Origin of the sequence: Acinetobacter indicus, assembly GCF_009914475.1 — a bacterium.
GTDB lineage: Bacteria > Pseudomonadota > Gammaproteobacteria > Pseudomonadales > Moraxellaceae > Acinetobacter > Acinetobacter indicus.
The window spans coordinates 1,574,694-1,601,331 of record NZ_CP045198.1 but is presented as its reverse complement, the minus strand read 5'-3'; the positions used below and the strand labels follow the sequence as shown (position 1 = coordinate 1,601,331).

General features: G+C 46.1%; 24 protein-coding genes and 3 pseudogenes. 18 read left to right on the top strand and 9 right to left on the bottom strand.

Annotated features, from left to right (window positions below; all coding sequences use genetic code 11):
- Positions 1 to 127: 127 nt before the first annotated feature.
- The 6 genes from GA693_RS08035 (at position 128) to GA693_RS08010 (ending at position 4,718) form a co-directional block, all read left to right on the top strand.
- Positions 128 to 307 carry a hypothetical protein gene (locus GA693_RS08035; RefSeq protein ID WP_225876368.1) on the top strand — a complete coding sequence of 60 codons (180 nt, stop codon included), beginning with the start codon at positions 128 to 130 and terminating at the stop codon, positions 305 to 307.
- Between the two features lie 286 nt (positions 308 to 593).
- On the top strand, positions 594 to 1,109 hold the full coding sequence (locus GA693_RS08030; protein WP_005179490.1) for an acyl-CoA thioesterase: 516 nt from the start codon (positions 594 to 596) through the stop codon (positions 1,107 to 1,109).
- A 153-nt stretch (positions 1,110 to 1,262) separates the two neighbouring features.
- Positions 1,263 to 1,844 (top strand): TetR/AcrR family transcriptional regulator, encoded by a 582-nt coding sequence (locus GA693_RS08025; RefSeq protein WP_160241108.1) that lies wholly within the window; start codon positions 1,263 to 1,265, stop codon positions 1,842 to 1,844.
- A gap of 4 nt (positions 1,845 to 1,848) precedes the next feature.
- Positions 1,849 to 3,048, top strand: coding sequence for an MFS transporter (locus tag GA693_RS08020; protein WP_160241109.1), 1,200 nt, complete (start codon positions 1,849 to 1,851; stop codon positions 3,046 to 3,048).
- An 11-nt stretch (positions 3,049 to 3,059) separates the two neighbouring features.
- Positions 3,060 to 3,953: a LysR substrate-binding domain-containing protein gene (locus tag GA693_RS08015; RefSeq protein ID WP_075174579.1), complete on the top strand. Its 894-nt coding sequence runs from the start codon at positions 3,060 to 3,062 to the stop codon at positions 3,951 to 3,953.
- A gap of 147 nt (positions 3,954 to 4,100) precedes the next feature.
- Entirely contained in the window at positions 4,101 to 4,718 is a 618-nt protein-coding gene (locus GA693_RS08010; RefSeq protein ID WP_104488706.1) for a glutathione S-transferase family protein, read from the top strand.
- 70 nt (positions 4,719 to 4,788) lie between these two features.
- Here the strand turns inward: GA693_RS08010 and GA693_RS08005 are convergent, their stop codons facing one another.
- Both GA693_RS08005 and GA693_RS08000 read right to left on the bottom strand, forming a co-directional pair.
- A complete protein-coding gene (locus GA693_RS08005) occupies positions 4,789 to 6,393 on the bottom strand; it encodes a bifunctional 3-(3-hydroxy-phenyl)propionate/3-hydroxycinnamic acid hydroxylase (protein WP_104484244.1) in 1,605 nt (534 codons plus the stop codon).
- Positions 6,394 to 6,704: 311 nt separating this feature from the next.
- Positions 6,705 to 6,917, bottom strand: a complete 213-nt coding sequence (locus tag GA693_RS08000; protein ID WP_005179468.1) for a hypothetical protein — start codon at positions 6,915 to 6,917, stop codon at positions 6,705 to 6,707.
- Positions 6,918 to 7,373: 456 nt separating this feature from the next.
- Between GA693_RS08000 and GA693_RS07995 the strand changes: the two genes are divergently transcribed.
- The 4 genes from GA693_RS07995 to GA693_RS07980 all read left to right on the top strand — a co-directional run bounded on the left by GA693_RS07995 (position 7,374) and on the right by GA693_RS07980 (position 11,443).
- On the top strand, positions 7,374 to 8,381 hold the full coding sequence (locus GA693_RS07995; RefSeq protein WP_104505543.1) for a CobW family GTP-binding protein: 1,008 nt from the start codon (positions 7,374 to 7,376) through the stop codon (positions 8,379 to 8,381).
- A 63-nt stretch (positions 8,382 to 8,444) separates the two neighbouring features.
- Positions 8,445 to 8,975, top strand: a complete 531-nt coding sequence (locus GA693_RS07990; protein WP_016659315.1) for a YaeQ family protein — start codon at positions 8,445 to 8,447, stop codon at positions 8,973 to 8,975.
- A gap of 125 nt (positions 8,976 to 9,100) precedes the next feature.
- Positions 9,101 to 9,442, top strand: a complete 342-nt coding sequence (locus tag GA693_RS07985) for an FKBP-type peptidyl-prolyl cis-trans isomerase (protein ID WP_005179461.1) — start codon at positions 9,101 to 9,103, stop codon at positions 9,440 to 9,442.
- Positions 9,443 to 9,559: 117 nt separating this feature from the next.
- On the top strand, positions 9,560 to 11,443 hold the full coding sequence (locus tag GA693_RS07980; RefSeq protein ID WP_160241110.1) for a sensor domain-containing diguanylate cyclase: 1,884 nt from the start codon (positions 9,560 to 9,562) through the stop codon (positions 11,441 to 11,443).
- 15 nt (positions 11,444 to 11,458) lie between these two features.
- Here GA693_RS07980 and GA693_RS07975 read toward each other — a convergent pair whose 3' ends face one another.
- Positions 11,459 to 11,857 (bottom strand): GNAT family N-acetyltransferase, encoded by a 399-nt coding sequence (locus GA693_RS07975; protein ID WP_228148571.1) that lies wholly within the window; start codon positions 11,855 to 11,857, stop codon positions 11,459 to 11,461.
- Between the two features lie 357 nt (positions 11,858 to 12,214).
- Here GA693_RS07975 and GA693_RS07970 point away from each other — a divergent pair, with 357 nt between their 5' ends.
- The 5 genes from GA693_RS07970 to GA693_RS07950 all read left to right on the top strand — a co-directional run bounded on the left by GA693_RS07970 (position 12,215) and on the right by GA693_RS07950 (position 14,970).
- On the top strand, positions 12,215 to 12,679 hold the full coding sequence (locus GA693_RS07970; protein ID WP_104505545.1) for a hypothetical protein: 465 nt from the start codon (positions 12,215 to 12,217) through the stop codon (positions 12,677 to 12,679).
- A gap of 118 nt (positions 12,680 to 12,797) precedes the next feature.
- A complete protein-coding gene (gene pnuC, locus GA693_RS07965; protein WP_104488711.1) occupies positions 12,798 to 13,376 on the top strand; it encodes a nicotinamide riboside transporter PnuC in 579 nt (192 codons plus the stop codon).
- Between the two features lie 9 nt (positions 13,377 to 13,385).
- On the top strand, positions 13,386 to 13,679 hold the full coding sequence (locus GA693_RS07960) for a hypothetical protein (protein WP_104488712.1): 294 nt from the start codon (positions 13,386 to 13,388) through the stop codon (positions 13,677 to 13,679).
- 156 nt (positions 13,680 to 13,835) lie between these two features.
- Complete coding sequence (locus GA693_RS07955; RefSeq protein ID WP_104488713.1) at positions 13,836 to 14,333, top strand: DUF2505 domain-containing protein; 498 nt, start codon at positions 13,836 to 13,838, stop codon at positions 14,331 to 14,333.
- A 217-nt stretch (positions 14,334 to 14,550) separates the two neighbouring features.
- Positions 14,551 to 14,970: a DsrE family protein gene (locus tag GA693_RS07950; RefSeq protein WP_104505546.1), complete on the top strand. Its 420-nt coding sequence runs from the start codon at positions 14,551 to 14,553 to the stop codon at positions 14,968 to 14,970.
- Positions 14,971 to 15,033: 63 nt separating this feature from the next.
- Here GA693_RS07950 and GA693_RS07945 read toward each other — a convergent pair.
- Positions 15,034 to 15,450, bottom strand: a pseudogene (locus tag GA693_RS07945) (AAA-type ATPase lid domain-containing protein); the annotation flags it as partial.
- On the opposite strand from GA693_RS07945, the pseudogene GA693_RS07940 reads away from it, so the two are divergent.
- Positions 15,441 to 16,028, top strand: a pseudogene (locus GA693_RS07940) (IS3 family transposase); the annotation flags it as partial. The pseudogenes GA693_RS07945 and GA693_RS07940 overlap by 10 nt on opposite strands.
- Positions 16,029 to 16,063: 35 nt before the next feature.
- On the opposite strand, the pseudogene GA693_RS07935 reads toward GA693_RS07940, so the two are convergent.
- Positions 16,064 to 16,198 (bottom strand): annotated as a pseudogene (locus tag GA693_RS07935) (IS982 family transposase); the annotation flags it as partial.
- Between the two features lie 74 nt (positions 16,199 to 16,272).
- Positions 16,273 to 16,839 carry a hypothetical protein gene (locus tag GA693_RS07930; protein WP_228718920.1) on the bottom strand — a complete coding sequence of 189 codons (567 nt, stop codon included), beginning with the start codon at positions 16,837 to 16,839 and terminating at the stop codon, positions 16,273 to 16,275.
- Positions 16,840 to 17,062: 223 nt separating this feature from the next.
- On the opposite strand from GA693_RS07930, the gene GA693_RS07925 reads away from it, so the two are divergent.
- Positions 17,063 to 18,337 carry a glutaminase gene (locus GA693_RS07925; RefSeq protein WP_104488715.1) on the top strand — a complete coding sequence of 425 codons (1,275 nt, stop codon included), beginning with the start codon at positions 17,063 to 17,065 and terminating at the stop codon, positions 18,335 to 18,337.
- 211 nt (positions 18,338 to 18,548) lie between these two features.
- Here the strand turns inward: GA693_RS07925 and metH are convergent, their stop codons facing one another.
- Positions 18,549 to 22,238, bottom strand: coding sequence for a methionine synthase (gene metH / locus GA693_RS07920; protein ID WP_104487315.1), 3,690 nt, complete (start codon positions 22,236 to 22,238; stop codon positions 18,549 to 18,551).
- A gap of 481 nt (positions 22,239 to 22,719) precedes the next feature.
- On the opposite strand from metH, the gene GA693_RS07915 reads away from it, so the two are divergent.
- Positions 22,720 to 24,339 carry an inorganic phosphate transporter gene (locus tag GA693_RS07915; protein ID WP_160241111.1) on the top strand — a complete coding sequence of 540 codons (1,620 nt, stop codon included), beginning with the start codon at positions 22,720 to 22,722 and terminating at the stop codon, positions 24,337 to 24,339.
- A 325-nt stretch (positions 24,340 to 24,664) separates the two neighbouring features.
- On the opposite strand, the gene GA693_RS07910 is transcribed toward GA693_RS07915, so the two are convergent.
- Together GA693_RS07910 and GA693_RS07905 are read right to left on the bottom strand one after the other, a co-directional pair.
- On the bottom strand, positions 24,665 to 26,203 hold the full coding sequence (locus tag GA693_RS07910; protein WP_160241112.1) for a hypothetical protein: 1,539 nt from the start codon (positions 26,201 to 26,203) through the stop codon (positions 24,665 to 24,667).
- Between the two features lie 174 nt (positions 26,204 to 26,377).
- On the bottom strand, positions 26,378 to 26,536 hold the full coding sequence (locus GA693_RS07905; protein ID WP_005179424.1) for a putative periplasmic lipoprotein: 159 nt from the start codon (positions 26,534 to 26,536) through the stop codon (positions 26,378 to 26,380).
- Between the last annotated feature and the right edge of the window lie 102 nt (positions 26,537 to 26,638).

The following is a 26,638-nucleotide window of genomic DNA, read 5'->3' as shown; positions in this document are numbered from 1 at the left end:
AAAGTTTATATGTAAGTGTATTTTAATTCAGCTATTTAAGTTTACCTGTTGTTAATAAAGCTCTTATACTGGCCGCATCAGAATATAACGATTTATCTTAGAAGCTAAAACTGAGCAGGGCATGAGCATGAAGCAATTACACATTGGACAATCTGTACAACTGGCCAACATGGAACAAATTATTTTTACCATTAAAAAAATTAATGCCGATGGTTCCTATGAAATTGAAGCCCAGCTCGATGTACAAAATGTTTTAAATTATGGTCACGTGTCGCCGGAAATGTTGCGTCATATCAACCCGGCTTAAAAGCTCAGGCAGTAAAAAGTCCAATTTTGGGCTGAACTCATCTGCCCGAATGGAAAAAATCCACCTCCTGACGCGCCTGCTGAAATCCTGTTCAAGTGGTGTCGGGATGTGGATAAATAATTGAAAATTCAAGTAATAGCGCAAAACACTATATATTTTTCTAAATAATACCCCAATCACCATAAATAATAATGATGACTTTATTGCCGAATTGAACATTTAATTTGTGTTAAAAACGATATAATAATATTCACATATCCTGTCTTTTATAAGAGCCGAAAACAAGATGTCCCCATTAGATCAGCTTAAACCCATCTTAGAAGATCAATCTGAATTAACCATGTCGGTGTTAATGACGCCAGATATGGCAAACTTTTCCGGTAATGTTCATGGGGGAACAATTCTAAAATTACTGGATCAGGTGGCTTATGCCTGTGCCAGCCGTTATTCAGGCAGCTATGTGGTGACACTTTCGGTAGATAAAGTGAACTTTAAGGAACCAATTCATGTCGGCGAGTTGGTGACGTTCCTGGCCAGTGTGAACCATGTAGGCCGTACTTCCATGGAAATTGGCATTCGCGTCGAAGCGCAGAACATTCAAAAACGCACCGTGCGTCATACCAACAGTTGCTATTTTACCATGGTCGCAGTTGATGAGCAGGGCAAACCCAAACAGGTGCCGGCCTTAAATCTGGACAATGACTGGAAACGCTGCCGTTTTGAAGCGGCAGAACAGCGTAAAGTGGCGCGTTTACAGGAAGGTACTCATCCATCTTGCAGTATTTACAAGAAGTCGATTTAAGTCTGACTTTCACTGTGTTGAAGAAAGACCTGAAATTTCAGGTCTTTTTTTATTGCCAAATTTTTTCATACCAGACGACAAAAGAATCACTCGCCAGCCGGCACCAACTGGCTTATTATAAAACGATACGTATCGTTTCGTTTTGGGCTAGGTATGGAAACTGAAAAATCATCACGGCGGCAGCAATGTATTTTAAATGCTGTGGTCGAGGCACTGGCAGAGTATGACTATAGCCATCTGACCATTGAGGATATTGCCACGCGGGCCGGTGTGGGGAAATCGACCATCTACCGCTGGTGGAAACATAAATCCGAACTGGTGTTCGATGCCTTTAAGCTGCAAACCGCCTCGATTTTTGAACTCGACTTTAGCCAGTCTTTGCAGTTTAACCTGACCCAGCAATTGTTTAAGCTGAGTCAGGCGCTGAACCATCAGGTTGGGCGGGCGGTACTGGTGGTGATGGCCGAGCAGCGTGAAACTGCCGCAGCATTTTTTCGTGAATATTTGCTGCCACGGCGTGAACAGATGCGCAAGCTGATTCAGCTGGCGATTCAGCGTGGCGAAATTGTGGCGCAGTATCCGTTTGAACTGATGCTCGACACGCTATATGCACCGATTCATTACCAGATTATTTTCTTTAACCGGATGCCCGATGCCGACTATATTCAGCAGCTGATTGAGATGGTGCTGGCACCAGTCCGGCTTCAGCCGCTTATTGATGCGCAGGAGCGCTAAGCCTATGTCTGCTCAAAGTTCTGCTGCATTATGGAATCGTGCATTTATTCTGTGTCTTTTCAATAACCTGTTTCTGTTTGTTTATTATTTTGCCCTGCTAGCCGTATTACCAATTTATATCATGAATAATCTGGGCGGCACGGTCAAAGAAGCCGGTTTGGCTCTGACCCTGTTTCTGGTGTCCTCGATTGCCATCCGGCCGTTTTCCGGTTTAATCGTGGAAAAGCTGGGCAAGAAACTGTCTTTTCGTGGTTCTGAGCTGTGTTTTGTGCTGTTTGCCTTTTGCTATATCTGGATTGACAGCATGTGGAGCCTGCTGCTGGTGCGTTTTTTACATGGCATCTGGTTCAGTATTTTAACCACGGTGGCGGTGCCGGTGGCCAGTGACTTTATTCCAGAAGCGCGTAAAGGCGAGGGCATTGGTTATTTTGTGATGTCGACCAATTTGGGCGTAGTCTTTGGGCCTTTAATTGCCTTAACCACCATCCAGTTCACCAGTTTTCGGGTGTTGTTTGCCGTGCTGGCAGTGATTATGGCGATGGGTTTTCTGTTCTGCCTTAGCCTGAAACTGCAGGATGATCGGGTCAAACCAGCTAATCTGTCTGATCCATCTGCCACGAAACCCCGGCTGAGCCTGCATGATATTGTCGAAACCCGGGTCATTCCGGTGGGGCTGGTGGCCATGCTGACTGCCTTGGCCTATTCCAGCGTGATCAGTTTTATTACTGCCTATAGTGAAGCCAAGCAGTTACTGGCCTATACCAGTCTGTTCTTTGTGGTCTTTGCTGTGTCCATGATTGTGGTGCGGCCGTGGGTCGGCAAGCGTTATGATCGTAAAGGTCCAAGTGCGGTGATGTATCCGTCCTTTGTGTGTTTTGCCATGGGACTGGTGATTGTCAGCTTTTTATCTAATCCGTGGATTTTATGGCTGTCGGCGGTGTTTATTGGTATTGGCTACGGCACCTTGTTTCCGTGTCTGCAAACCGTGGCCATTCAAACGGTCAATAAACAGCGCATGGGTCATGCGATTTCAACGTTCTTTACCCTGTTTGATCTGGGGCTGGCACTCGGTTCCGTACTGATGGGCATCCTGATTGCCTGGATGGGCTTCCAGCTGACCTATTTACTCTGCGCCGTGCTGGTGCTGTTGACCTTGCTGCTTTACAAAGCCATGGTCACACCAACCTTGCGTCAGGCTCCCTAAGAGGCTTCAACATGGAATTAAGACATTTACGTTATTTTGTTGCGGTGGCAGAAGAGCTGAACTTTACCCGGGCCGCAGCCAGAATGTATACCGTGCAGCCATCTTTAAGCCAGCAAATTAAAGATCTGGAACAGGAGGTCGGGGTACAGTTATTGCTGCGTTCCAACCGTAAAGTGGAACTGACTCCAGAAGGCGAGGCCTTTTTAAAGCAGGCGCGTTTGTGTCTGGACTATGCCGACAAAGCCATTCAGGAAGCGCGGCAAGTGGCACAGGCGCAAAAAGCACAGTTGAATATCGGCTTTGTGCCGGTGGCCGAAATGAAAGTGTTTCCTTATATCATGCCGAATATTCGTGCCCAGTTTCCCGATTTAAAAATCCATTTTCATAGCCTGCCGGATGCCGAGCAGTTTAAGGCCTTAAGTCGGGCGGAAATTGATATTGCTTTTACCCGCTATCCAGATGAATCGGGAGCGTTTGAGTCAATCCGGATTTTTGATGAACCGCTGACCCTGATTGTGCCGAAGGATTCTCCGGCGGCCAGCTTAAAACATATCAGCATCAAAAGTTTTCAGCAGCAGGATTTTGTGATTAGTGATGAGCACGCTTCACCGCAGCTGTACAAAATTATTCAGGACTTTTTAAAGCAGTCTAGGCTGGAGATTCATGTGGTGCAGCATTCCACCAATATCCTGATGAACGTTAATCTGGTCGGGATGGGTGTCGGCTGGAGTCTGGTGCCGGCTTATGTGATTCCGCTACTTGGCGATAAAATTGTGGTGAAAAATACATTAGAGCCACTGCCGATGATTGGCCTCTATGCCAGCTATCGCAAACAACATCGCAGCGAAGCGATTGAGCTGATTTTAAAAGTATTGAAAGCACAGTTTTATATGGATTTTGGCTAAAGCAAACGTGTTACGCCCAACTACATATCGGCGCAGCCGGTTTTTTAAAATTGGTGAAGCCGTTAAAGATGGACACAAATCAACAGCGTTTCTCGCCGGACAGCAGGCTTAAAATATAAGCATTGATGCACTGTCGAGGAACTCCACATGCAACTGTATACGCATCCTCAATCACGTGGTCAGACCCTAATGCCGCTATTACAGGAGCTGCAGATTCAGGATCAGATCGAGATTATTCAGGTCGGTTGGGAAGATCTGCAACAGCCAGAGTATCGGGCCATGAATCCTTTGGGCAAAGTGCCGCTACTGGTCGATGGCCCGGTTTTTATTAGTGAAACCCCGGCAATTTTTGCCTATCTGGCTGATCATTTCTTTGAACAAGGTTTGGCCCCGGCCCTGGATGATCCGCAGCGCGGCGCCTATTTCAAATGGCTATTTTTCTGTCATGGCCCATTAACCGAATGGATTGACTTGAGCAATTTCCAGATCAGTCAGGCCCAGCTCGAACAGCATAAACGCGGTTTAGGGATGGGATTGCCGGAAGATCTGATGGCGTTTTTAAAACAGGGACTGCAGCAGGCCAACCCCTATTTGCTCGGTGAGCGTATGAGTGCCGCAGATTTGTATCTGGCGTACTGGCTGGCCTATGCCATTGCTCTGAAGGCCATTCCTTATCTGGAAGAATTCCGGCCGTATCTGCAATGGATGGCGCAGCGGCCATCCTTAAGTCAGGTGATCTGGTTTCAGCAGCTGGATCAGCATTGAAACAGCGGCATGAACATGAGCGCGAATAGCAAAAAACCACGCCTGAGCGTGGTTTTTTGAAGGGTTCATCTTATTGGGCATGCAGTTTCTGGAACAGTTGCTGACTGGTACTTTCCAGGGTTTGCGGAATTGCCAGCGCCGCAACGAAACGGTCAGGGCGTAAAATTACCACCGAGCCTGTGGTTTTGCCAAACCAGCTGCGAATTTCTGTGCCCAGATCACCAATGGTAATCACATCTGCAGAGTGTTTCGGCTGTGGATGTTTGAGCTGCACCGCAGGAATCACCTGAATAAATTTCACCCCCAGTTTCTGCCATTGCTGCATGCTGCTGTCAGACAGTCCCCATTTTGGATCAACGCCCCAGGCGATAATCGCAAAATCATTGCCCAGTACGTCATCCAGCAGCACCGTTTCACCTGAGGCCAGTTGTACCTGCGGCTGAATAAACATTTTACCGACCGGCGAGTGTTTATCGGTTTGTGGCAACAGGGCGCCATCCTGATATTTCGGCATCGGCTTAAAGCGCATTTCCAGTAAATACTGTTTGATTGGCTTGATGTAATTCAGCACATAAGAAATACCATCACGGACAATACCGTGCCATTGTTTTGGCGGCGCCAGCACATGCCCAGCCATCACCGATAAATCAATCATGGCTTTGGCATGGTCTTTACGTTCAATCTGGTACGAATCGAGCAGCTCGGCAGCGGCTTTGCCCTGAATCACCAGCGCCATTTTCCAGGCCAGGTTAAAGGCATCACGCATGCCGCTGTTATAGCCCTGACCCTGCCATACCGGCATAATGTGTGCTGCATCGCCGGCCAGTAAAATCCGGTCAACACGGAATTTTTCGGCAATACGCGCATTGTGGGTATAGACGCGCTGGCGAATCACCTCGATGCCATCGGTGGTTGGCAGTACTTTAGACAGTAACTTGGCGATATTTTCCGGTTTGCTCAGTTCTTCTTGGGTTTCGCCCGGCATCACCATGAACTCGAAACGGCGGATGCCATGTGGCAGGGCGGCGGACACATAAGGACGCACCGGGTCACAGCACAGATAAATATGCGGCGTGGCCAGTGGATCATTATCAATATCAATCACAATCCACTGGTTCGGAGCTGTTTTACCATCAAAGGCAATATTCAGACGACGGCGTACCAGAGAGTTGCCGCCATCGCAGGCAATCAGATACTGCGCCTGAATCACTTCCTGCTGACCCTCACGGGTATGCAGTTTGAGCGTCACGCCACTTGCATCTTGACGAAACTCGGTCAGTTCCCGGGAAAAAAGCACTTGGGTCTGTTCATATTGGGTCAAGCCGTTTAACAGCACCTGATCGACCTGCGGCTGGATAAAGGCATTACGGCGCGAGAAACCAAATTCGCGGGTCAGCGGTTGAATATCGGCAAAGCAGCGGCCTTTCGGGGTAAGAAAACGCATGGCATGATTGGGCGTGGTATGCGGCAAGACCTGATCGACCAGACCTAAAGACTGAATGGTCCGCAACGATTCATCATCAATCCCGATGGCGCGTGGGTAATCAATCAGGCGATCCAGCTGTTCCACCACCATCACCTGAATACCTTGTTTGCTTAAATAGTTGGCGATGGTTAAGCCGACCGGACCGGCACCCAGAATTGCCACTTCAGTTGTATAGTTTGTTGTGTTCATCGCGAGGTCCATCAATCACGTCAGATTAACGCCCATTAACGGTGAAAGGCCGGGATTCAACAAGTTATGCCATAGTGGAAACAGAGGTCGACTGTAGAGGGTAGTAAATAAGATAATTTTTATAATTGATTGATTGGAATAATTTTTTTAATCAATACACGATCATTCAGGATGATGTTACGATCATTTATTTCTATAGTAAGAAGATCATTTTTATAAAAGTGAAACCGCATCAAAGCGGTTCCACCTTCACGCAATAGTATTGAATACGGTGCTGCCATCAAAAATAGCAACGCACAGTATGGTAACTCTTAACGTGCAGTTTTCTCTTTGTCATCGCTTGACGCGGCTTCAGACGCAGGTTGATCTGCTGCACCGGCATTGGCCGCTGCTGCTGGTTGTTCCTGGGTGCTGACAATCACTTTGTCTTCAGTTTGAGTATTCGCTGGTGCTGCCGGTGCAGCAAAAGTGGTTGCGGTAGCAGCCGCAAACGTGGTCGCAAGTAAAATTTGAGTTAATTTCATTTTGGGCATCCTTTAATATTCATTTTAGAGTTGACCTCGTATGCACATCACCTGCATCGAGGACAGGCTTCATGCTATGCCGCAGTGGGAGATTGAGCAATCGAAGCAACAAAGCAAAAAATCTGCTTAACATTGGCTCTACATGAATGAAGAAAATGTAGCAATTGGGTAAGAATTTACCGTTTTTTGCATCTAAAATTGGCGAACTTGCAGAGGAGATAGCTCGAACTATCCCCATGCCGGGATAAATAAAATTACATTGCTACCGATATTTCAGTGTTACGGGAAAAAACTACGGGCAGATAAATGTAATTAAATTTTTCTAAAAGATAGCAAAGGTAGGCGCATTTTCTGGCTCAAGCTGAAAAAATCTCAGCCAGAAAGCCGCAGTGCTAGCTTGAACCACATGGCAATCTTGCATAGCATGCAAACGTTGCCCAGCCAAAGAGTAGACCTGTGAAACTGATTGCACCGACACGCGCCGTTCCAACCCATATTATTTCCGGTTTTCTGGGAGCCGGGAAAACCACGCTGTTACAGCAGTTGCTGCGTCAAAAACCGGAGCAGGAAGTCTGGGCGGTGTTGATGAACGAATTTGGCCAGATCGGCATCGACCAGCAGATTTTGCCGCAGAGTGAAGGTTTTGAAATTAAGGAACTGCTCGGTGGCTGTTTATGTTGCAGCAGCCAGTTACCAATGCAGATTGCCTTGTCACGCTTGCTAGATGAAGCCAAGCCCGACCGGCTGTTTATTGAACCCACCGGATTGGGGCACCCGCTGCAATTACTGGAACAGCTGACCGAACCGCACTGGCACAGCCATCTGGACATGCGCGCCTTGGTCACGGTGGTGGATGGTTCACGTTTGCACGATGCCGACTGGACCCAGCAAAACCTGTATACCGACCAGTTAAAAGCCGCCCAGATTATTGTGATTTCACATCCGGATCAGATGCAGCCGGCAGATGAACAGGGCCTGGAAAAATTAAAACAGGAATATCAGGCCTATGCACCGCGCTGGCTAGCTGCTGAAAACGGTCAGCTGCCATTGGCTGAAATTGATCTGGCCCATGTCGGCATCCAGCGTAAAATCCAGCCTTTATTGCAGCTGCAACGCACACTGCCGGCACAGGCAGAGCTGCCGGAAATTAAACAGTTGCCCTATCATTATGTGGAAACGGCGCAGGGGTATTCGGTGGCCGGCTGGAAATTTTCCCGGCGCTGGCAATTTGACTTTTATGCATTGCTGGATCTGCTCTGTGAACAGCAGGACTGGTTGCGGATTAAAGCAATTTTTCACACCAATCAGGGCTGGAAAACCTTTAATTTCAATCCGCAGCAATTTAACTATCAGTCATCGCCCGAAAATACCGATAACCGGATCGAGCTGATTTATCGTAACACCCGGGACTGGAGTGCGTTTGAGGAACAGCTGCTGGCCTGTCGTATTGACAATACTGCCTAGAATCTGTTCAGCACGGGGCAGCAAAATCCGATATGCTAGGCGCCAAATTTGAGGATCACGTGTATGGCGCTTAAAGCAACAATTTATAAAGCAGATTTAAATATTGCCAATATGGATGTGCATCAATATGGTGACTATCAGCTCACCATGGCCTTGCATCCGTCTGAAACCATCGAGCGCCTGATGGTGCGTATTCTGGCATTTGCCCGCTATGCCGATGAGGCACTGGAATTCACCAAAGACCTGTTTGAAACCGATGAGCCGGCGCTGTGGCAAAAAGATCTCACAGGTCAGCTAATAAACTGGATTGAAGTCGGCTGCCCGGATGAAGACAAGGTCAAAAAAGCCAGCGCCCGTTGCCAACAGGTGGCGGTGGTGGCCTATGGCAGCAATGTCGATGACTGGTATAAACGCTCCAGCAAGCTGAAAACCCTGAAAAATGTTCAGGTCTGGAAACTGTCTACCGCCACCACCGAAGCAATTCAGCAACTGTGTGAACGTACCATGCAGCTACAGTTAAATGTGATGGATGGCGAATGGACCTTAATTGGCGATCAGGCCCAGGCTGTGATTGAATGGGAACAGTTGCAGTAACCCATCCGGTTGCTGCTGTGGTGTCAGGTCAATAAACGGCTGCAATTTAGCGGCCTAAATTATGCAGCTGTCATCAATTCCTTTTATACTCATGCACAATTGATTTGGTTGAAGAGAGCAGACGCATGTCAAAAGAATTAGAAATTATTGATTTAAAAGTGGGTGAGGGTAAAGAAGCAGTCAAAGGCGCTTTAATTACCACTCACTATACCGGCTGGCTGGAAGATGGTACCAAGTTCGATTCTTCCATTGACCGCGGTAACTATTTTGAAACCGTGATCGGTACCGGCCGTGTGATTAAAGGTTGGGATCAGGGCATTCTCGGGATGAAAGTTGGCGGTAAGCGCAAGCTGATCGTGCCATCTCATCTGGCATATGGCGAACGTAAAATTGGCAATATTATTCCGGCCAATTCCAACCTGATTTTTGAAATTGAATTATTTGACGTGAAAACCCGCGACGAATAAGCCTTCCACATTCCCTGACCGGAGAACAGGATGTCTCTGGTCGGCTTGTGCAAAAATAGTGCAAAAAGTAATTTGAAAGCCCTTCAATACACAGTACATTAAAATCATTCCTTTCCAATGTCTGCAGGGATTATCATTTTATTGGAACAGCGCGCGTACTTTCGGATTCCTCTCCTGTTGATGGCCTGGCTGTGTCTGTGTGCACTCAGCCTTGCTCCGGCGCGAGCACATCATTATGATTCCCCACCAGACTCCTATTATCAGCAGCAGCTGATTACGACCCTGCAGTTTAGTGAACGCTCCAGCACCAATTTGGATGGTTCGTGGCTGTTTTACAATCAGCAGTTTATTCAACAGCCCAGTGCAGTACTGACTGCAGAACGGGTGCATTTACCGGCTTCTTTTCAGCAACTGACTGGCCAAATGGAAGGCTATGGCACATTTATTGGGCATTTTCAGTTGCCAAAAGAGTTTGTCGGTCGCCGCATTGCGATCTGGATGCCTAGCCAGCAGGGTGCCTACCGGGTGTATTTAAATGGTGAGCCGCTGGCACGCGTGGGGGAAGCCGGTCCTGATGCTGCCCGCCATGAAAACGGCAATAGTCATCGGCTTGCCTATTTTATTGCCGACAGTGAATATTTTACCCTGGCGATTCAGGCCTCCAGTTTCCAGAACTTCGGGGGCGGGCTGGAACATTCAATAAAAATTGGACTCAGCCGTACCATAAACTACCAATACCAGCGCCTGATGATGAGCGTGGCCATGATCAGCGGTGGGGTGCTCGGGATTGGACTGTTTACCCTGGTCTTTTCCTTTTTCCGTGGGGTGATGCCGCCGAATGCACAAAGTGTGTTTGTCTTTGGCATTTTTATTGTGTTTCTGGCGCTGCATAACCTGTTTGCAGCCCCGTATGCCTATACCGCCTTTACCGACATCAACTGGATTTGGGGATTGCGGCTGCAATATCTGTTCAGCTTTCTGGCCATTTTATTTTTCTTGAGCTATATGTTCCTGTTTAACCAGCGTTATTTACATCGCTGGGTATATTGTGCTGCGCTGTTGCTCATTGCCATTAATCTGGTCGCTGCATTATGGGCACCGCCGATGGTGCTGGAACAGCTGGCGTTATGGAGTTCTTTATTCAGTCTGCTGGTACTGGTCAATTTTATCTACGGTTTTGCCGAAACTTTGCGGCAGAAACTGAGTTATTCCAAATTAACCATATGTGCAGTATTGCTGCTGTTTGGCAGCTTTATTCATGATCTGTTGCTGGCCTTAAACCTGATTGAATCAATTCCTTTATCGTTTATTTCTACCAGTCTGTATGCCTTGCTGATTATGCTGCAGCAGGCACGTAACTATGCGCGTGATACTGCCTATATTGAAAAACTGAATAACCGTTTGCTGAGCCTGAATAATTCGCTGGATGTTAAAGTCAAGGAACGTACCGCCCAGTTAAGCCAGTTAAATGCCAAGCTGGAATTGCAGGTAAAAATTGATGCGCTGACCGGTGCCTATAATCGCCGTGCCTTGAATGATGAAATCCTGCTACGTTTTGAGCAGACCTGTCAGCAGCCTGAATATACCCTGGCGTTTGTGATGCTGGATGTCGATTATTTTAAAAAATATAACGACCATTATGGCCACTTAAAAGGAGATCAGGTTTTGCAGCAGCTGGTGCTGATCTTAAATCGCGCCTTGCCTGAAAATGCCTATGTAGCGCGTTATGGTGGTGAAGAATTTGCCTTGATACTGCACAATGTCCCGATTGCCTTATTAGAGCCGATGATGGCACAGGTATTACAGGCGGTTCGTGCCGAGCAAATGCAGCACATTGCCCGTCAGGATACGAAAGACTATGTTACGGTCAGTATGGGCGTGGCCTGGATGACCGGCAAGCAGCCCTATGCCAGTGTACTGGAATTTATGAAAGCAGCCGATCAGCAGCTGTATCTGGCCAAAGAAGCCGGCCGGGATCAGTGCAGGATTGCCGGACATTAAGCCAGAGAAAAATCTTTAGTCCAGATATTTGACCAAAGGAATATGTAAAACAGGCTCAATTGCCTGCGGCTGAATCTGAAAGCCATATTTTTGATAAAAGGGCAGCGCCGTGCGGGTGCTGGCCAGCACAATCCGTTTCATCTGGCGTTGCTGATAATAATGCAGCACTTCATTGAGCAGCAGCTTGCCAATACCGCGCTGCTGGACATCGGGCGCGACATAATTCATTAATACTTCACCCTGATCGCTGGCCAGAATAAAACCGACCACCTGATGCTGAAGCTCATACACCCAGCAGTTGTTATAGTGCATCAGTAACAGCAGATTTTCCTGATTTTTATTTTCGAGCAGGCGTTGAATCTTGATTTCACGATGTTGATGATCAAGGCTACAGGATCGGATACTGTCGTGCAAAACGCGAATAAGGCTCGGGACATCTTGAATTCGAGCGGATCTAATCATTGTGTTGGTAAAGGCATAAACAAGCACCTATTTGAATGTAAATAAACCTTCAATAAAATGACAATCTTGTTGTGATTTACGCAGTTTTTTAGGCGTTGTGAAAATTTTTTATTGGGGGATTGATACTGTTTTGTGTCAAAATGAATAAAAAGACAGCAGTTTGGCAGCGCAGATGCGATGGGGTCATCTTGATGAGCGCATGGAATCATCCTCATCGTCAGGCATGATCCATCTGTAAGAGTGCTGAAATAAGAGACACGAGACCAAACGTTGGGAAATGAGAACCGAACCATTGAGGTAAGCGGGCTTATGGCAAAAATACTGGCAATCCTCCTGATTTTTCTGGCCTTTTATGCGCTGTGGAAAGTCATGATCAAAATCAGAATTAACCGTGCCTTTCAGAAACATCAGGCCGCCTATTGCAATATGGTACAAGGCCCGATTAGCCAGAAATGCCCGCGACCGGTTGAAGAGGTGATTGAAGAAGTCGCTGCCTATGAACAGCAACTGTTTGATGATGTCGCAGCGTTATTTTTAAGCCTAAAAGTTTCTACTTCCGACCCTGATGATGCCACAACCATACAGCAAGAATTACTCAATAAAATGCCTGCTAAAGCCCAAACGCAGATTCGTCAGTTAGATTTAGGTGAGTGGTCGATTTACTGGAGTTTTTATCAACAATCTTTGGAATATTATGTGGGTAAATATGGTGTTTTTATTACCCATGTAGACCGTTTTGGACAAGAACATAAATATAATCATGCAGATGTATAAAGCCAATTTTATCGGGTGTTTATTTTTATTGTTTTGACTTGTGCTTAACTCAGTCTGAGTTTGAGCAGTATTACAGAAACAAGGTATCATGCATTTTTCTTTTTCATAGGCTGCATCAATGTCGGTTTTAGAAATAATTGCTGTATTGATCAGTGTCTTAGGCGTGACGTTAACCATCAAACGGCATATTGCTTGTTGGGTGGTAAATTTTATTGCCTGTTTGTTGTATGCCTATTTATTCTTTGAATATCAATTGTATGGCGAAACAGTATTGCAAACCTTATTTATGGTAATGGCAATTTACGGTTTTTACCAGTGGAAAACTACACAGCAAGACACTCAAGCCATCGTGATTCAGACCTTATCGCAAAATAAAATGCTGCAGCAGCTTATACTCAGTATGGGCTTGGGGCTTATTTTTGGTCTAAGTTTAATGCAGTGGACGCAGGCATCTGTACCGTTATTAGATGCACAACTTGCAGCTTTGAGTCTGTTGGCAACCTATTGGACCAGTCGTAAATATTTGGCTACATGGTTGCTTTGGATTGTGGTCGATCTACTCTACGTAGGCATGTTTATTTATAAAGCTTTATTTTTAACCGCAGCGCTTTATGTAGGATTTGTGGTATTGGCTTATTTAGGATGGCGTGAATGGAGCAAAATACGTCAGCAACAACATGTGCAAGTTTTGCCTTAAAGGATAAGCATGAGTAACCTGATCCATTTTAAACAGGCACAGCTTGCTCAGTTTGATCATCTTGCACAAAATATTCTGTCTAATCCAGAACGTTATTTACAGTTCGATTCAATTGCAGATTTTTATCAAGCCCAATGGTTGGATGATTTTCCTCAAGGCACCACTTGGTATGCCACAGGATTGGATGATGGGGCAGAGCATTTTTATGCCAAAATCGAATTTTGTGGGCATTATCTTACTTTATATAGTCATGATATTTATGCTGCTGAATTTGGCATCCTACACACAGATTTGAACAATTAGAGTCAATGACAACAGGTGGAAAAAATACTTTAATAGCCTGAAAATAAAGTTGTATTTAGGATATAAAACAACTTATACCCGTTGAGCATCAGCCAAATTATATTGCACGATGATGCTAGACCTACTCCATCAATAAACAAAATAAAAGGAACTCAAATGGCTCATCAATTTACTGTTAATGCCACTATTCATGGCGTTTCAATTGACGAATTTAAGCGTTTAGTGGCAGATATTGCGTTACATGAAGCGGTGTGTAAACGTATTCCAGGTGAAAATTTAGAAATTTTAGAATCAAAAAAGAATGGTGATATTTACACCCTGCGTCGTGCTTATAACTTGGATGTGAATATTCCAGATATGGCAAAAAAACTATTAAAAGATGCATTTCGTTTAAAACGTAATGATGTGACCAACTTATCAGCACTTACTTCTACAGTTGAGTTGGGCGCTAACTTACCTTTGGAAGCCAAAGGCGAGCGTACCGTTACAGGTAATCAAGAAAAAATTGAAATTCAGTTGGACTGGACCATTAAAGTTAAAGTTCCATTGATTGGTGGTATGTTAGAAAAACATGCAGAAGGTGAAATCCGTCGTTTCAGTGAGCTAGAAATTAGCATTGTAGAAGATGAGCTTAAGAAAAATTTAGCCGCTTAAACTGTTTATTTAAAACACGAATGCTTAATTTGTATTTAGCGCTGCCTATTGGGTGGCGCTTTGTTTTTTTTGTAGCTGGGATGGCTGCACTTGGTCATTTGCAGCACTGGTTTTTAAGTCAATTGTAGATGCGAAGCATAATATATTAATTATTTAAATATATTATATTTATTATGCTACTATTTTAATCACATCTAAATTGACTCTGAGATCAACCATGAAATTGATTAAGCTGTTGTGTCTGTCTTTATTCCTGAGCTTTGCAAGTCTATCGCCTGCTATGGCAGAGAATAACAAAGATCCGCTATTTGTATTGCTCACCAGTAATGATGCACACCGTACCAAAATGGCAATTGGCATGAGCAATAACCAGTTTGGCAAAGGTCATCCACTGACCATTTACTTGGTTGATCAGGGTGTGATGTTGGCATCTAACCGTTTTGAACATAAATATGCTGAGCATCAAAAAATGCTAAAAAGCATTATGGCCAAAGGTGGTGAGGTCTATATTTGCAAAATGTGTATGGATCAGTATGGTGTTGCCGAGGGTGATTTAATCAAAGGTTTAAAATATTCAAATCCAGATGTGATGGGTGAAGCGATTTTCCGCCCAGGCACACAGACCCTGAGTTGGTAATATTGCTGCTTTAAAGTGCAAAAGCCTTGTTGAAAAACAAGGCTTTTTTTATTGAAGGAAGTTTTAACGCATGGCGTATTTTTTTAAACGATAATCCAGTGCGGCAAGTGAAATTCCCAATAAGCGGGCAGCTTCAGATACATTCTGTTTGGCTTTTTGCATGGCGGTCATAATCAATTGTTGCTCATGCTGTTCTAAGTCAAAACCTTCGGTGACCAATCTGTCTAAATCTGTGCTGTCTTGCACATCTTCAGCATCGTGTTCATGCTTTTGTGGGAATAACGCATTCAGTTTAATCATTTGTTGCGCTTCGGTGAGCAGTACTGCACGCTCCAACAAGTTTTCCAGTTCACGAATGTTGCCTGGCCAAGCATAACTTTGCATAAAGGCGGTGGCTTTTTCACTTACTCCCTGAATTTGTTTGTCGTACATTTTTTCAAAGCGTTTTAAAAAGTGCTCAACTAAAAGGGGGATATCTTCAGAATCACAAGCGGGTTTACCGCATTTACTGTGAGTTGGCACTGAATCTGCGTATTAAACCGAGAAGAAGACTAAAACGGCATGCGCCTGAACCATTGAAAGAACCAATCCGAGAAAATCAGGTTTGGTCATTAGATTTTATGCATGATCAGCTTTCCGATGGTCGCAAGTTTCGATTATTGAATGTGATTGATGATTACCGCCGCGAAGGCCTAGCCACTGAAGCAGGGTTCTCATTGCCCACAATCAGGGTTATTCGTACGTTGAATCAATTGCTGGAGTGGAGAGAAAAACCGTTAGTGATCCGATGCGATAATGGTCCCGAATTTATCAGTCACGAATTTGTGCGCTGGGCTACTGAGCACGGTATTCGTATTGAATATATTCAACCGGGTAAGCCACAGCAGAATGCGTATATTGAACGCTATAATCGGACCATACGTTATAGTTGGCTGAGCAAGCATTTATTTGATACTTTGGATGAAGTACAAGATTATGCAACAAACTGGTTGTGGCATTACAACCATGAAAGACCACATCAAGCTAACAAAGGAAAGCCACCTCTAATGGCTGCTTAACCTCTACTTTTAACTTCGGTTATTTATGGGAGGATTACCTCTGAAATTGTGAGTTGAGCAGTTCTGATTCTTAAGGAACCACAGTTTTGTTTGAGAAACTCCCAATAAGTTGATTCAAATTTAAGAAAAAAATCATCAATTACGCAGAATAATTCGGTACTATTGAACATCAGGACTAGAGTTGTGAGTTTGGTGTGGTAACTCAACTGATGGCTCTAGTCCTCTTATTTTTCAAGTCAATTTCTTATCCGCGATTCAGGTTACTTAAAATCTGGTTGGTCGGCTGTAATACCACAAACAGATACAGGGTGCGCAGCGCAATCACCGCGCTTAACAGCAACAGTGACAGGCGTAACAGGCGATCCAGTTTCTGCTTGAGCTTGACCTGATATAAAGCCTTTAAATTATGCGAAAAAATCAGGGTAATGGTGATGGTCAGCACCAGCATCCGCTGTGCATATTGCTCATCAAACACCGAAAAATACACATAAATTGACTCGGCAATGGCAATTAGCACCAGCAGAAATGCCCAGCGCGTGGTGACATTCAGCCGTAAATGAATGGCATGGGTGAACATCGCACAGCTGATAAACAGCAGCGTGGACGGAATAAAGCTAAAGGTCGGCAACACTTGGGCGGAGACCACAGTAATGATCAGTACGGCCAGACCCGTACACAAGGTCGATGCGGCATACCACAGAAAATAGGTGGGAATCGGTTGGAACAGCCGCAGCAGCAGAATGACGCTGCCAAAGGCCATCATAAACAGCGGGATTAGCACACTGTAGAGGGAGAAATTTTCGGCTAACATGAACAAATTGCAGGTAAGTCAAAAAATCGCGCCATCATAGCAGCTTCTCCCAGACAGTGATCTAAAAAAGTGCACAATCTTGAACGCATAATTGAATCAAGAAGATTTAGAAAAGCGATGCGTGTAGCGATGCTGTAACTGCCGGGCCAAAACGTGCCGGCTTGCGGTATAAAATAAAGTTGCCATCTACAACAATGATAATGCCCAAAGAAGGACCCACCCTATGCAAACGCCTGTTCCAGATTATTTAAAGCATGTTTTGTCACAATGTCAGCGCAATGTGGGCGGGCAGCTGGCCGATTATATTCCGGAACTGGCACAGGCTGATCCTAACAAGCTGGCGCTGGCCCTGTCCACCGCAGATGGCATGATCTATTCCAGCGGTGATGATGGTCATGAATTTACCATCCAGTCCATGTCCAAACCCTTTGCCTATGCACTGGTGCTGGAGCAGTTGGGCATTGAAGAAGTTTTGCAAAAAGTAGGTGTTGAACCCTCCGGAGAAGCCTTTAACCAGATTTCCTTAGACAAAGAACTGAATATTCCGAAAAACCCGATGATCAACTCGGGGGCGATTACCACCCATTCATTAATTCAAACTACGGCTGGCATTTCACGGGCCGAGCAGCTGCGCCGTTTTTTAAGTGAACTGGCCGGACGGGAATTAAGTTTTGATGAGCAGGTCTATACCTCCGAAATGAAGACCGCATTCCGGAACCTGTCGATTGGCTATATGTTGCGTACTGTCGGTGCACTGGACACTGACCCGGTCGAGATTGTGAATGGGTATATCCAGCAGTGTGCAATTAAGGTCACGGTTAAGGATTTGGCACACATTGCCAGTGTCTTGGCCAATGGCGGCCTACATCCGAAAACGGGCGAATGTTTACTGGATCGGGCCGTGGTGCGGCAGGTGTTAAGCGTGATGCTGAGCTGTGGTATGTATGATGCTGCCGGAGACTGGCTCACGACAGTGGGGATTCCGGCCAAAAGTGGCGTTTCAGGTGGGATTATTGGTGTGCTGCCGGGTCAGGTCGGTATTGTGGTATTTTCACCGCGCGTAGATGAACATGGTAACAGTGTCCGCGGGATTGATATTTTTGAGCGTTTATCTGCCGATATGGGCCTGCATCTGATGGAAGGGACGCCTTCCGCACAAACCATTATTCAAAGCTGTTATTGGGCTGGCAAAAATGATGATGTTCGCGTCTATGAACTGCGTGGGGTGTTGCAGTTTACCGAATCAGAAATGTTGCTGCGTAATTTACAGGAAGAGCCGCCGGGCAATACAACGATTGTACTCGATCTGACCAACCTCACCTTAATTCATGATGTGGGTGCACGGCTGCTGTTTGAAGGAGTAGAGCGTTTGCAGCAAGATGGACATCGTGTGGTGGTGGTCGATTCGGAAGGACTGTTAAGTCAAACGCAAATTCAGAAGCATGCAGCGGTGCTGGTTCAGGAAGAGCTAGAGCGTTATTTGCAACAGTATGAATGAGGAAAGGGCCTCTCCTTCAACTTTTCTGGCGCTTTGTTTTAAATACCTCTCCCTGACCCTCTCCTGAGAGGCAGAGGGGGAACTTTACGCGAATTTGATGGTGGTTTTGGATTCGTAATTCATTTAATCACATGACAAAGTCCCCCTTTGAAAAAGGGGGATTTAGGGGGATTTTTAGTTCCCCCTTTAATAAAGAGGACTAGAGAGATTCTTAAGAAATCGAATCATCCAAATTTGGCGCTAACCAACGTTTCGCTTCATCCAGTGTCCAACCTTTACGCTGCGCATAATCTTCAAGCTGGTCGCCTGCGATTTTACCCACGTTAAAGTACTGGCTTTCAGGGTTGGCATAGTAGAAACCACTGACTGATGAAGGTGGCCACATCGCAAAGCTGCTGGTCAGTTGCGTACCAATCTTGTCAGTTGAGCCTAACCAGTCAAATAAAGGCGCTTTTTCAGAGTGCTCTGGGCAAGCAGGGTAGCCCGGTGCAGGACGAATCCCGACATACTTCTCTTTAATCAGCTCTTCATTTGACAGTTGTTCATTGGCCTGATAGCCCCAGAACTCTTTACGGATACGTTCATGCAAATGCTCGGCAAAGGCTTCGGCAAAACGGTCACCTAAAGACTGTACCAGAATGGCATTGTAGTCATCGCCTTTGGCTTTGTACTCATTGGCCATTTCTTCTGCACCAAAGATCGACACGGTAAAGCCACCTAAATAGTCTTCCGCTTCACCTTTTGGCGCGACAAAATCGGCCAGTGACAGGTTCGGTTTGCCAGTGACTTTGTCTGACTGCTGACGAACGTGCTGGAAAGTATGCGTGACATGCGTACCTGTTGCATCATACACTTCGACTGAATCTGCACCGGAACGGTTGGCCGGATACAGGCCAAATACCGCGCGCGCATCAAAGCGTTTATTGTCGATAATATCTTTCAGCATCGCCTGCGCCTGATTGTATAAATCGGTCGCTGCTTCACCCACCACTTCATCGGTCAGGATGGCTGGGAATTTACCGGCCAGACTCCATGAAATAAAGAATGGCGTCCAGTCAAAATATTCAACCAGTGTTTCCAGCGGATAGTTGGTCAGGGTCTGGGTACCAATAAAGTTTGGTTTTACCGGTGTATTGGCTTTAAAGTCAATTTTCAGGCCGTTTTCAATTGATTCTGCATAAGACAGTTTCGCCGCTTTAGGCTGCTTGTTGGCAATCCGCTCACGTACTTTGGCATATTCAGCACGAGTGTCTGCTACAAAGGCTGGTTTCATGTCTTGTGACAGCAGGGTGGTTGCCACACCAACAGCACGTGAAGCATCAGCCACATAAATCACCGCATCATTGGAATATTGTGGATCAATTTTCACAGCCGTATGCGCTTTCGAGGTGGTCGCACCGCCAATCATCAATGGAATATTGAAGCCTTTACGCTGCATTTCTTTGGCCACAAAGACCATTTCATCCAAAGATGGGGTGATCAGACCCGACAGGCCAATAATATCGACTTTTTCATCAATCGCAGTTTGCAGGATTTTCTCTGCCGGTACCATCACGCCCAGGTCAATAATGTCATAGCCGTTACAGCCCAAGACCACACCAACAATGTTTTTACCAATATCGTGGACATCGCCTTTTACTGTGGCCATCAGCACTTTACCTTTGGACTCGCCCACAGTTTTTTCTGCTTCGATGTACGGGTTTAACCAGGCCACCGCCTGTTTCATCACACGGGCCGATTTCACCACTTGCGGCAGGAACATTTTACCGGCACCAAACAGATCGCCGACCACGTTCATACCGTCCATGAGTGGACCTTCAATCACATCTAGCGGACGTTTGGCTTTTAAGCGGGCTTCTTCGGTGTCTTCATTAATAAAGGTGGTAATTCCTTTGACCAGCGCATATTCCAGACGTTTTTCCACCGGCTGGTTACGCCATTCCAGGTTTTCTTCTTCTTTTTTAACGCCCGACTGACCGCGATATTTTTCCGCGACTTCCAGCAGTTTTTCCGTAGCATCCTGACCGCTGGTACCCTGATTCTGGTTCAGAATCACGTTCTCAACCGCATCTTTCAGTTCCGGGTCAATATCATCATAAATGGCTAGCTGACCAGCGTTTACAATACCCATGGTCAGGCCCTGTTTAATCGCATAGTACAGGAACACGGCATGAATTGCTTCACGAACTGGCTCATTACCACGGAAAGAGAACGACACGTTAGAAATACCGCCAGAAATCATGGCATGTGGCAGATTCTGTTTAATCCAGCCCGTCGCTTCAATGAAATCTACCGCATAGTTGTTGTGTTCTTCAATACCGGTTGCAACCGCAAACACGTTCGGGTCAAAGATAATATCTTCAGCCGGGAAGCCCACGTCATTGACCAGCACATCATAAGAACGTTTACAGATTTCTTTTTTACGTGCAGCAGTATCGGCCTGGCCATTTTCATCAAAGGCCATCACAATCACGGCAGCACCATACTGACGGCATAGACGCGCTTTTTCGACAAACTCGTCATAACCTTCTTTCAGGGAAATCGAGTTGACGACGGCTTTACCTTGTACACATTTCAGACCGGCTTCAATAATTTCCCATTTAGATGAGTCAATCATGATTGGCACACGAGAAATGTCCGGCTCAGAGGCCACCAGATTCAGGAAGTGCACCATCGCGCCCTGTGAATCGAGCATGCCTTCATCCATGTTGATGTCGATGACCTGTGCACCGCTTTCAACCTGTTGACGGGCCACATCCAGCGCTTCGGCAAAGTTTTCTTCACGAATCAGACGCAGGAATTTTTTCGAACCGGTCACGTTGGTCCGCTCACCGACGTTCACGAACAAGGAATCTTTGGTGATGTTAAATGGTTCTAAACCACTTAAACGGCAGGCAGGTTCAATTTCTGGCAGTTGACGTGGTGCAATACCTTCAACGGCTTGTGCAATGGCACGGATATGATCCGGCGTGGTACCACAGCAACCACCGGTAATATTAATTAGACCGCTTTCGGCAAATTCTTTTAAGAAGGCAGCAGTTTGTTCCGGGGTTTCATCATAACCGCCAAAGGCATTTGGCAAGCCGGCATTCGGGTGTGCAGAAACAAAGACATCGGCCACATCGGATACGGTTTTTACGTGTGGACGCATGGCATCTGCACCTAAGGCACAGTTAAAGCCAATAGAGAGTAAATCACCATGACGCACCGAGTTCCAGAACGCTTCGGCAGTCTGGCCGGTTAAGGTACGGCCTGAGGCATCGGTGATGGTGCCGGAAATCATCAGCGGTAATTCGCGGCCCAGCTGTTTAAAGACTTCTTTTACCGCAAAAATTGCCGCTTTACAGTTCAGGGTATCGAAAACGGTTTCAATCAGCAGAATATCGGCACCGCCTTCAATCAGGGCGTGCGCAGCTTCAATATAGTTTTCTTTGAGTTCATCAAAAGTGATATTACGAAATGCCGGATCATTCACGTTTGGTGAAATTGAACAGGTGCGTGAGGTTGGCCCCAAGACACCCGCCACAAAACGTGGTTTTTCCGGTGTTGAATATTTTTCACAGGCAGCTTTGGCCAGACGCGCAGCTTCACGGTTAATTTCCGGAACCAGCGTTTCCATGTGGTAATCCGCCATGGAAACACGTGTGCCGTTAAAGCTGTTGGTTTCAATAATATCGGCGCCGGCATCTAGGTAGGCTTCATGAATGCCTTGAATAATCTGCGGCTGGGTCAGTACCAGCAGGTCATTGTTGCCTTTCAGGTCATAGGCCCAGTCAGCAAAACGCTCACCACGATAATCGGCTTCTTCCAATTTATGGCGTTGGATCATGGTACCCATGGCACCATCGATAATTAAAATTCTTTTGGCAAGAAGTTCTTTCAGGGTAGCAAGCGTGGACATAAAAAACCCTTGTTTTGATGAATCAGAAATGCGCAATATTTTAGCAGAGTTCGACTGCTTTTTTCCGTAATTGATGGGATGGAACGGAACTTTGTGGCATCTTTGCTGAAAAAGTATACGTTTTCATGGGCTTATTTTGAAAATATACACATCGTTATAAATAAATCATTGTAAGGATTCATAAAATTGTCATATAGCTATGGCAGTATGAGAGAGTCTAAAAATGGGCCGGGTTTTGCTGTACTTGTAATATTTCAGGCTCATGAAAGATGACAGCAGTGACAGAAAACCGGATGAAGATGAGATGGTGGTTTATAAGTTTTTGATTTATTTTAAATAGTTTGATTTTTTGTCTATAAAATTATCAGGAAATTGTGGCAAATAAAGTAGAAAAATTACTTTATTTGACCTGCTTTTGTCATATAATTGTCACAATTTAACTGAACAATAAGGGGATTTTGTATCCTCTTTTCCTGCTTGCATGAATTCTAATCAAACTCCCGTAGATTCAGCACACCAGTCGGCTCCGAAAAAGTCGACCAATGTTCATGTGCCAACACCGAAATTCTTTATGCCGGTGTTTCTAACGCTTATTATTTCAACGCTTATTTATATTGGCTTTCAATTATCGGCAGATTTATCGCATGTTCCGGCGCTTAGCCTGTATTCGGTAATTCTGCTGGCCACCGCTTTATTTATTGCGCTGGGCTTTGAATTTGTTAACGGTTTCCATGACACCGCCAACGCGGTGGCTACGGTCATTTATACCAATGCCTTGTCTGCACCAGTTGCGGTAATGTGGGCCGGTTTCTGTAACTTCCTTGGGGTGATGGTCGCCAGTGGTGCCGTAGCCTACGGTATTATTGCCTTACTACCGGTCGAGCTGATCATGAATGTTGGCTCAGGCGCAGGTTTTGCCATGGTCTTTGCCATGCTGATTGCGGCCATTCTCTGGAACTTAGGCACCTGGTTCCTCGGTATTCCGGCTTCAAGTTCGCATACCTTAATTGGTTCCATTCTGGGTGTGGGAATTATGAACTACATCCTCAATGCGGGCGCTGGTGCATCCGGCGTGGATATGGAACAGGTGATGAAAGTCGGTAAGGCTTTACTGTTCTCGCCATTAATTGGTTTTGCCTTTGCTGCCGTACTGTTCCTGCTGGTGAAAAAGATTTTCAAACGTCAGCTGGAACTGTTCCAGCCGCCTGAAGGCAACAAACCGCCACCACCATTAATCCGTGCCATCCTGATCTTTACCTGTACTGGGGTGAGCTTTGCCCACGGTTCTAATGACGGTCAGAAAGGCATGGGCTTAATCATGCTGATCCTGATTGGGATTGTGCCATTGGCTTATTCCTTGAATAAGGAACTGGACAACCAGCATATTCAGTCTTTCCAGCAATTGTCGACGCAAACCGCGTCTGCAATTTATGCCAACCATACCGATATTCCGGATGCGCAGGCCCGTGAAGTAATCACCAAGTACATCCAGACCAAGGAAATCATCCCGGAAGTGGTACCGGCTTTGGCCAGTTTGACTGATCATTTAGGTGAGCGTGTGGGTCAATACGGCGATTTGAAAAATATTCCGGAAGCAGAAGTGGCAGCATTGCGTAATGATATGTACCTCAGCACCACGTCATTCAAGCGTCTGGATAAAGCGGAAGCTTTACCTGCCATGAGCAAGGAACAGGAAAAAGTGGTCGATGATTACCGTGACCATCTCGATTCCTTCCTGCAATATATTCCAACCTGGGTTAAAGTTGCGGTGGCACTGGCACTGGGCTTAGGAACCATGGTCGGCTGGAAGCGTATTGTGGTCACCGTGGGTGAACGGATTGGTAAACAGCACATGACTTATGGTCAGGGTATGTCAGCCGAGCTGGTGGCGATGTCGACCATTGCTGCAGCAGATGGCTTTGGTATGCCGGTATCGACCACGCATGTCTTGAACAGTGCGGTGGCCGGGACCATGGTGGCGAATAAATCTGGCCTGAATTTCCAGATGGTTAAAACCATTCTATCGGCGTGGATTTTCACCTTGCCTGCAACCATCTGTTTATCGGGTGGCCTGTTCTGGTTATTCCTGAAAGTATTCTAAGCCGGTTCATCCGCAATAAAAAACGCTGCCTGGGCAGCGTTTTTTTATATCTGTAGATGAAACAGATGATCCAAATGCTAAGTCGTGACGTCCTTTATTTTTTAGATAGACAGCAAATCTACAATGCATTCTCTCAAGGGGGGAGGGCTGGGGGTAAGGAAATAGCCTAAGCAATATCAAAGCTTCTCTTTCTTTAATGAACCTATCCACTCTTTTATCTTTCAGGTAGACAGCAGGTCTCTAAAAAAATCTCCCTCTCCGTTTTGGATACGTAGCACCGCTACACAAGAGAGAGAGAGAACGATCGAAGAGAGATTAAAATCTCTTATTTCTTTAACTTGGCCAGTAAGCCTTTAGGCAGCTTCTCGGTAGCAAAACCATATAAGGCTGCAAAAGGCAGGGCAGTACGGGCCAAATATGCGACACGCCATAAACCGCCATGGTTGGCCCCTTCCATCATCAACTCTAAAGGATGGTTCAGAGTCACTTCCGGATTGGCCCCCGACTGTGGATTACGCAGGTCATGAATCCAGAGCGCGGCCATAATCGCATTGGTGGTTTCTGGCGCAAAAGCTTCTACATCAAACAGGCTGGCACCATTAAATGCCGCTTTTAATAATGGATTTTTAGTCACCGAATAGGTCGTGGTTGATGGTGCAATATTAATGCTGACGCGTTGTCCCTGATGACGGGCGAGGGTGGCGCGCCATTGCTGAATACGTTTGGCCAGCGCATAGTTCGGTCCTTGTTCCACCACCAGACAGTCGGCAATCCCGTAATCCTGTCCATTGTCTGAATGCACCAGATCATGCAGGTTTTTCTGGAAGAAATGTTGCGCCGTGACCGTTGAAACCCCACGGGTCAGCAGTTGCTGGGCTTTCGAGCGTTGCTGATACTTGTCTTTTGAGGCCTGAATCACATCGGCAGGCACTGCATAGACATCGGTTGGGGTGCACATAAACATCAGGCTGGTCTCGGCTTTTTGCGCGCTGACGGCCTGCATAATCGCATCCATCGCCATGGCCACACGCACGTGTTTTTCACCATCTAAATAGGCAATTGCAGCCAAATCCAGCTGCTGTTCAAACTGGGTTAGCCACTGGGCAATTTCAGGAGTTTGAGTCAGTAAATTGGCGCCAAGCTGCTCTTTTAATAGCTCAGTCGTGCTGTTTTCATCTACCGCTTCAGTCGCTGGTGCATACAGGGTGGCATTACCCTGTTGCACGGTTTCTAGAATTTTGTTCCAGACCCGGGCATTGGGTAAATCGACCGCGACAATATTGGCTTTCCATTTCGATAGCCAGGTCAGGGGGCCAGCTTCAGAAGCAGCACCAAACAGCACCATGGTACGGTCTGATAAATCGAACCATTCTGGATGAGCCACTGCTGCACGTAAAGCTTGAGCATGACTGTGTTCAATAATCCCGCCATCTTCCCAGCGCTGGATTTGCTCAAGCAGTGCCTGACCTTGCAGTTTCTGTCCCTGATACGGCACATACCACTCTGGTGCTGCCGTGCTTTGGCCCTGGATTTTAACTGTGTGCAAAGGCTGGGCATCGAGGCTCATCACATCTTTCAGCAGATGTTTTTGACCATGTCGATAAAACTCGAAACTGCCATGTGCTTTATTCAGGCCCTGTTCAGCAATTTGAATCGGGTTCTGGCAGGTCTGAATGCCGTATTCGACCAGCGCCTTAAAATATTTGGGATACTGTTTGCGCCAGTTTTTTTCAGACAGGGTTTGCTGGGACAGTTGCGGTGCAACACCGGCCAGTGCCTCGGCAATAATCGCACGTCCTGTGCGTGAAGTACTGGGTTTCTGGTTTTCGAAATGTGGAAATTGTAGGCCGTCTAATGTGGACATGCAAAAACTCGCAGCTTGAAAGCAAATTAATATACAGATGTATACATTATCTATGCCAAATTGCGAGATGGGGTGGCATTAACTACCAAAATTGTATGAATTATCCAATGAAATTGCAGTTTATGAGGGCGCAGTAAAAAGCCTCCGTTCTGGAGGCTAAATGGGCAAATGGGCTTAGCAGCGGCCTTTTTTGGCCTGACCTGGTGGGCAGAAATCTCCTGGATGGCCATAAATACGTGAGTCAGGATCAATCACCAAACGGCCTTCTGGGGTATGGACGGCACAGGCACTCAAGCTCAGTAAACAGCCGGCAATCAGAAATAACTTTTTCATCTCTCATCTTCCATCTTCGTTATTATTCGAGTAATTTTAGACGCCAACCGCTGCGGCATACTGTGTTAATTTGTAGTTATGCGTTGTCAAAATATACCGCAG